Raw genomic sequence first — 6,389 nt, forward strand, 5'->3', positions numbered from 1 at the left:
ATGAAGATCAAGATCAATATTTCAAGTGATATACTCACAAAGCCTATCATGGCAGAATCTATACTTGAGACTGGTGTTCTGCTGAATATCTCTCAGGCTCATTATGACCGTTCCCAGGGCGAAGTCGTTGCTGATGTGGATGAAGAGAAATTCGACCTTATATGCAAATCTTTAACAAACAAAGGCGCACGTGTCTCAAAACTGAACACTCCGATAAAGTGGGATGAAAATGAATGTGTAGAATGCAGTGCCTGTATTTCCGTATGCCCGACCAAGGTATTCTCATTGGATGATGATTTCAGTTTGATTGTGGATGAATCAAAATGCATCCAATGTGGAACATGTATTGATATGTGTCCTCACAATGCCCTGTCACTTGGAAACAACAACAACAGGTGATACTTCTTTTTTCATTTTTATTTTACCATGAAAGAACATTTCAGGTTGAAAGAAACCATTGTAACTATTCAGGCTGACGCTCCTTCTTACATAGAGGTGGCTCGCGAGTCCATAAGGATACATCGCAGGGAGCTTGAATCATATATCGTTTCGGACCCATTTTTCCAGAGTACTCTGGAACCCTATGATATAGATGGTGACTTCCCGGAAGTTGTCCGGAGAATGGTTGAAGCCGGAAATGGAATGGGTATAGGTCCCATGAGTGCTGTTGCAGGAACTATCTCTTCTCTTGCAGTCGAAGCCATGGTGGATGCAGGTGCAACCTTTGCTATAGTCGATAACGGCGGGGATATTGCCATTATCAATGACCGTCCGGTGGTAATGGGCATCTATGCCGGCAATTCTCCTTTGAAAGATATTGGTTTTGTAATGGAATCGAGGGTTTCTATTACAGGTGTGTGCACTTCTTCAGGCAGTGTTGGTCCTTCCATCAGTTTCGGGATGGCTGATGCAGCCGTTGTTTTTTCCGATAATGTATCACTGGCTGATTCAGCAGCCACAGCTCTTGGTAACTCCACTTACATTGGAAAAGATGCAGTTGAGCGGTCTTTTGATGTTGTGAAGGATGTTGCAGGAATAAAAGGTGCCATTGTCATCCAGGGTGAGTATATGGGATTATGGGGTGATGTGCCTGAACTCCATAGGGCTGATGTAAGGTATGATTGCATCACAAAAGGGTAAGTAAGAAATAAAAAAATAAACAAAAGGAACTGTATTATGATCTGGGTGTGAGCCCACATGCCTCGTTATGAGTTGACGGAATATAGGATACATTGAATCCACAATTGGTCGAAAAAGTTTCCGACTAATCGTTTGTTGCGATCGTTCCTATTCTTTTTTAGTATAACAGGAAACTGAACCTCCTGAAACCTGAAATATCCCCATTCCCTGTTCATCAATAACTACTTCCGCAGGATTATTACCTACACGATCAGTCCATATCTCCCCCGAATGAGCCTTTCCTACGGACATCTCTTTTTCTCCATCTGATCCATTTGTCAACACTACTGCACAGCCTTTTGGATGCTCTTCAGTTCCAAGTCGTGTCCAGCCGATTGTATTTCCATGATCAAAATAGTCCTGTTGTTCTCCGTAAGCAATCTCCTTTCTTAATCTGATCAGATTGTCAATAATTTCTCGCATTGGTCTGTGCCCTTCCACATTAGCAATTCCATAGTAGTCACCAAGAAATATTGTAGGATATCCATCCTTTCTTAATAAAATCAATGCATATGCCAACGGCTTGAACCAATCCTCAACAAAGGATTCCAATGCCTGCATTGGTTGAGAGTCGTGGTTGTCTACAAAGGTTACTGCAAGCTGGGGTTGAGTTTTAACTAACGAGTTGTCAAAAATTGTTCTCATATCAAAGCTGCTACCTTCTTTAGATGCTCTATATAAATTAAAGTGCAGTGATACGTCAAATAAATCCAACAGATGTTCTTCCTGATCCAAATAATAGTCTAATACATCATGGTTTGATTCCCAATACTCGCCTACAACAAAAAACTCTTTGACCTGCTCATTTTTAATGAACTTTAAGAACTCTCTGATAAAATCCTGATTTATGTGTTTGATTGCGTCAATTCTTACACCATCAATACTTGTTTCATTTACAAACCACTTAAACCATTTGTATATTTCGTTCTTAACGTCCGGATGGTCAAAGTCAATATCCGCAAACATCAAATAATCAAAGTTGCCTAATTCTTTATCAACATTCTCTGCCCAGTCCTTGTTATCTCCGAGAATTTTGTACACGGCAGTATTTCCGTTTGCGTTATTGTAATCAATACCGCTAAAATGCTCAAAGGACCATTTAAAATCAGAATATTTATTATTTCTTCCAGGAAAGGTGAATTTTGTCCAGCCATCAATATCATAAGGCTCTGAACTAACTTTGGTTCTATCATTAATTTCAACTTCAACCACTTTAAAGGTCTGAGTTTCATCGCTTCCGGCTTTATGGTTAAGAACTATGTCGGCATATACTTCTATTCCGTTTTCATGCAGAGCATTAATAGCTTCAATCAACTCATCTTTAGTTCCATACTTCGTTCTTACGGTACCCTTCTGGTCAAATTCTCCCAAATCGTATAGATCATACACACCGTAACCTGTATCACTGGAAGAGGTACCTTTGAAACAGGGTGGTATCAAAACAGCCGTAATCCCCAGTTCACTTAAATGAGGTGCATCAGCTTTTAAGTTGTTCCAATGCTGACCATCATTTACCATTGCAAATTCAAAGTATTGCATCATTATACCGTTTCTCATAAGTTACTCCCCATACGCCTTTGTTTTATAGTTCTGCAAGTCGATAAACTACAAACCTGTCTCAAAACTCATCTGTTCACTATTTCGTGAATTTGGTGAGAACTAAAAACATGGCAATTAGAGCTTTTGTTGTTTGCTTGCTATGGCCAAAAAATAGAAAGTAGGAGTTTTGAAACGGGTTGATCGAAGAATCACTCACAATTATACAGCAGTCCATCCTCCATCAACACAAATATGTTGCCCTGTCAAATAAGTAGAATTGTCAGATGCGAGGTATATTAATAAACCATCCATCTCGCCCGGTTTACCAATTCGTTTCATAGGACATCTTGATCGAACGAAATCCTTAAAGCTAGCATCAGAAACGAGATCCTTTGTCATCTCTGATTCAAAGAATCCTGGTCCTATAGCATTAACAGTAATTCCATATTGTGCCCACTCACCTGCCAGTGCTTTTGTAAGGTTCATTATTCCTCCTTTTGATGCATGATAAGAAGAGAGTGGATTTTGCATATTTCCAATTACGCTATACATTGAAGCTATGTTAATTATTCTTCCGTAATTACGTTCTTTCATCTTCCTGGCAGAGTGTTTTGCGAAGAAGAATACACCTCTAAGATTTGTGTTAAGTACGTTATCCCATTCTTCTTTGGTTACATCTTCCGCTGATGTAAAAGAAGCGGTTCCTGCATTATTGACCAGAATATCTATTTTCCCAAATTCTTCAACAGTGCGTTCAACTACATTTATTACATCATCTTCTTTTAAAACATCACACTTTACTGTGAGACACTTTATTCCAGTTTTCTCAAGTTCTACCTTAAGTGTTTCTAACTTCTCAATTCTTCTTGCTGTAATAGTAATATTTGCTCCGGCACTAGCTAATGCCTTAGCAAACTGAACTCCCAATCCACCAGAGGCACCGGTTACAATTGCAACCTTGCCACTTAAATCAAATAAATTATTAACCATAACTACTTACTCCCATTTACAATTTAATTTAATTTAATTTAATTTAATTTAATTTTATCTTACAGTTAAGAATGCTATTATAGAGCTTGTTTCGTCATTATCCATCCATGGCATAAGTTCCCAGTTCACCTGTTTTGATAATCGCGTAAACCAATCCGGCAATAACACTTATGGCTAATACTGACAAGGGGAAGAAACTGAAACCGAAACCGTCCTGCGATCTATGAAATTCAAATATCGTGTAAAGACTATTCGTGGGTCCAATTGCAAAAGATCCGACTCCTAAAAGATCCAGAACAATTGGCGCTATACCCATTAAAATCCCCAGCGCAAAAAAACAGAGTATGAAGACTTTGAAAAATCGGGAGCCAAATCCTGCTGTAGAGATATTAATGGGTTTATCAGTTTCTTTGCCATAAATTATCAGCCCGGTTTTTTGATCTTCCAGCAATACATGTTTCGGATATCTTAATACATTACGTGTCACCCACAAATCTCCCACTGCCCCGGAAGCATTTGCTACAAAAGGGATGAAAACCCAGTTCGCAATCAATGGGAAAGCAGCCATTAAACCAATCCCAACCAGGGAGATCAATATAAACGGAGCAATAGAGATCACTATGAACTGGTTGCGTGGAAATACAGTTTTTGTAGTGGTGTAGAAATAGGGAAGAATGAAGTGAGCAATGCCAACACCATAACGCGGCTTGCCACCATATCTTGACATAAATACGCCATGTATGAGTTCGTGCAGTACCATTGTACCAAGGAAGAGAGCTACTGAAATCAGAATTGTGCCGATTGTGATGTCAAAGTTAAAATCGCTTCTTCCAGTGAATAATGTAGATAGTGAAGTGAAAATAAATCCAAATGCAAATAAAGATAATGTTCCCATGCCAAGTAGTGTAACTACAACTTCCTTTGACATTTCTAATTTTCCAATTTCTTTATGTCCATCGAGGTTGAATGCTTGTTGTTCTTTCATATTTATTCCTTAACAATCCGTTACGCAGAGTCAGTGTGGCCGATTTCTCAATCAGTGTGTTCTCCAGAAGAAATCTACCACATTAACAACCCGGCCGCTCAGGCGTATAAGGAATTAGGCATCTGGCTGCAGGCGCATAATACGCCGCTCTTTTACTTCCCCAAGACCTTCTTGATCTGACCTACCTTTTCTTGTGTTTTGCCTTTGGTCTTTTCAACCTTACCTTCGGCTTTCAAGTATGGATCATTTGTGAGTTCCCCTACGGTTTCTTTGACCCCTCCCTTCACGTTGTGAATCGTTCCTTCCACTTTATCCGTTCTGCTTGTTTTCATGATATTCTCCTTTTTATAAAGTTTCTTTACATTCCAATAAGTGGTTTACAAAAAGATTTTCAGAAGGTTATTCCTTCCACGAATCTACCAACTTAAGGCGCTTGATGTTACATCTCTCAATGAGATTGATCAACCTCTTATTTTTTCTTTGGTAAAGTGACATTCTTCAGATCATTCGAAGTGACATTCTTCAGATCATTCGAAGTGATCTTCTTTAGATCGTTCGAAGTGATCTTGTTCAACTGTTCTTCTTTCATGTTGTTACCTCATGTTGCTACTAATTTAAAAATAAGTTAATCTGTAGTGGCTATCAGCCATAGAATCCCATCACAGGAAAAATGTCACAATCGCCAGTATTACAAAGATTACCACAAGCCACTTTGCGATACCCATGGAAAATCCGGCAACCCCACGTGCACCCAATACATAGGCAATAAAAGCCAGTATCATGAATATAATAGCTAGTCCTATCAAGCCTGCCATATTCTACCACTCCTTCCATATTAACGTTATATTTCTAATATTAAACCAGAAGTACCTATTAGTCACTATTTGAAAAGCTTCTAATAGAGACTCTAAAATCAGGTCCCAAAAATCATGTTCTAATTGACATTCTCCTACGTTATCCTTCTAATATACATTTGTAATAAATAAAGGGATTTCACCCCCATGAATCCATAGGAGGAAATATTTTATGCGGGGGACCTTTCATATTTTAATAGATTACGAGACGACTTCCTTAGTTTATTTGCTTTTTCCATCGCTTCTGCTTTTATTTCGTCTGTGTTCTTTATCGTTGCCATATTATCATTGCTCGAGAGGACAGATGAATTGTTCATTAAAATCAAGCTTGTTTCAAAAATCCTGCTTCATTATTTGGTTTAAGGGGTTGGTTGGTGTCCTACATACCTACAGGAAACGATTTTTGAAACAAGTTATTTACCCCTAATTGCGTGAGAACTCCCCAGTCCCCAACTCACAGATATATCCAATTGAGACAGACATCTGTTTCTCTCTCCTATATATGTTGTTTATATACTTAACATAAATGTAACAAAAAATATCACGCACTCTTAATTTATAATGGCGTTATAATTCTCAACAGTGTTACTATGTATTCTGCAGATTCAATCATTAATAATAAGTATCTTCTTTCAAGGCGAAGGCATATTAATACGAATAAATTTGTAATCAATACATTAGTTGTAGCACCATGAATTGACAAATCAATGTGATTCAGATAATTGGTGAAATTGTGAGACATCTGCGGAGTATACGTACTAAAGGGAATTATGGCTCTGTAGATATCGAGGGCGTCTAATTAGAACTTCAGTTTAAAAGATTTTCCTTTTTTTTTTGGGGGG

General features: G+C 38.3%; 7 protein-coding genes. 2 read left to right on the forward strand and 5 right to left on the reverse strand.

Annotated elements, in window-relative coordinates:
- A complete protein-coding gene (locus QZZ23_RS07685; RefSeq protein WP_292468502.1) occupies window positions 1-399 on the forward strand; it encodes a 4Fe-4S binding protein in 399 nt (132 codons plus the stop codon).
- Window positions 400-426: 27 nt separating this feature from the next.
- Window positions 427-1,140, forward strand: a complete 714-nt coding sequence (locus QZZ23_RS07690) for a UPF0280 family protein (protein ID WP_292468504.1) — start codon at window positions 427-429, stop codon at window positions 1,138-1,140.
- Window positions 1,141-1,287: 147 nt separating this feature from the next.
- Here the strand turns inward: QZZ23_RS07690 and QZZ23_RS07695 are convergent, their stop codons facing one another.
- From QZZ23_RS07695 to QZZ23_RS07715, 5 genes are all read right to left on the reverse strand, one after another.
- Window positions 1,288-2,736 (reverse strand): alpha-amylase, encoded by a 1,449-nt coding sequence (locus QZZ23_RS07695; protein WP_292468507.1) that lies wholly within the window; start codon window positions 2,734-2,736, stop codon window positions 1,288-1,290.
- Window positions 2,737-2,937: 201 nt separating this feature from the next.
- Window positions 2,938-3,708: a glucose 1-dehydrogenase gene (locus QZZ23_RS07700; RefSeq protein ID WP_292468510.1), complete on the reverse strand. Its 771-nt coding sequence runs from the start codon at window positions 3,706-3,708 to the stop codon at window positions 2,938-2,940.
- Between the two features lie 97 nt (window positions 3,709-3,805).
- Complete coding sequence (locus QZZ23_RS07705; protein ID WP_292468513.1) at window positions 3,806-4,693, reverse strand: DUF3267 domain-containing protein; 888 nt, start codon at window positions 4,691-4,693, stop codon at window positions 3,806-3,808.
- Between the two features lie 152 nt (window positions 4,694-4,845).
- On the reverse strand, window positions 4,846-5,025 hold the full coding sequence (locus tag QZZ23_RS07710; protein ID WP_292468514.1) for a CsbD family protein: 180 nt from the start codon (window positions 5,023-5,025) through the stop codon (window positions 4,846-4,848).
- A 327-nt stretch (window positions 5,026-5,352) separates the two neighbouring features.
- Window positions 5,353-5,499: a DUF1328 domain-containing protein gene (locus QZZ23_RS07715; RefSeq protein ID WP_366931329.1), complete on the reverse strand. Its 147-nt coding sequence runs from the start codon at window positions 5,497-5,499 to the stop codon at window positions 5,353-5,355.
- Between the last annotated feature and the right edge of the window lie 890 nt (window positions 5,500-6,389).

This window comes from Methanolobus sp. (assembly GCF_016278385.1).
Lineage (GTDB): Archaea > Halobacteriota > Methanosarcinia > Methanosarcinales > Methanosarcinaceae > Methanolobus.

Coding starts and splice junctions, on each gene's coding strand:
- QZZ23_RS07695 (WP_292468507.1), bottom strand. CDS start 2,736: ATGAGAAACGGTATAATGATGCAATACTTTGAATTTGCAATGGTAAAT.
- QZZ23_RS07710 (WP_292468514.1), bottom strand. CDS start 5,025: ATGAAAACAAGCAGAACGGATAAAGTGGAAGGAACGATTCACAACGTG.
- QZZ23_RS07705 (WP_292468513.1), bottom strand. CDS start 4,693: ATGAAAGAACAACAAGCATTCAACCTCGATGGACATAAAGAAATTGGA.
- QZZ23_RS07685 (WP_292468502.1), top strand. CDS start 1: ATGAAGATCAAGATCAATATTTCAAGTGATATACTCACAAAGCCTATC.
- QZZ23_RS07690 (WP_292468504.1), top strand. CDS start 427: ATGAAAGAACATTTCAGGTTGAAAGAAACCATTGTAACTATTCAGGCT.
- QZZ23_RS07700 (WP_292468510.1), bottom strand. CDS start 3,708: ATGGTTAATAATTTATTTGATTTAAGTGGCAAGGTTGCAATTGTAACC.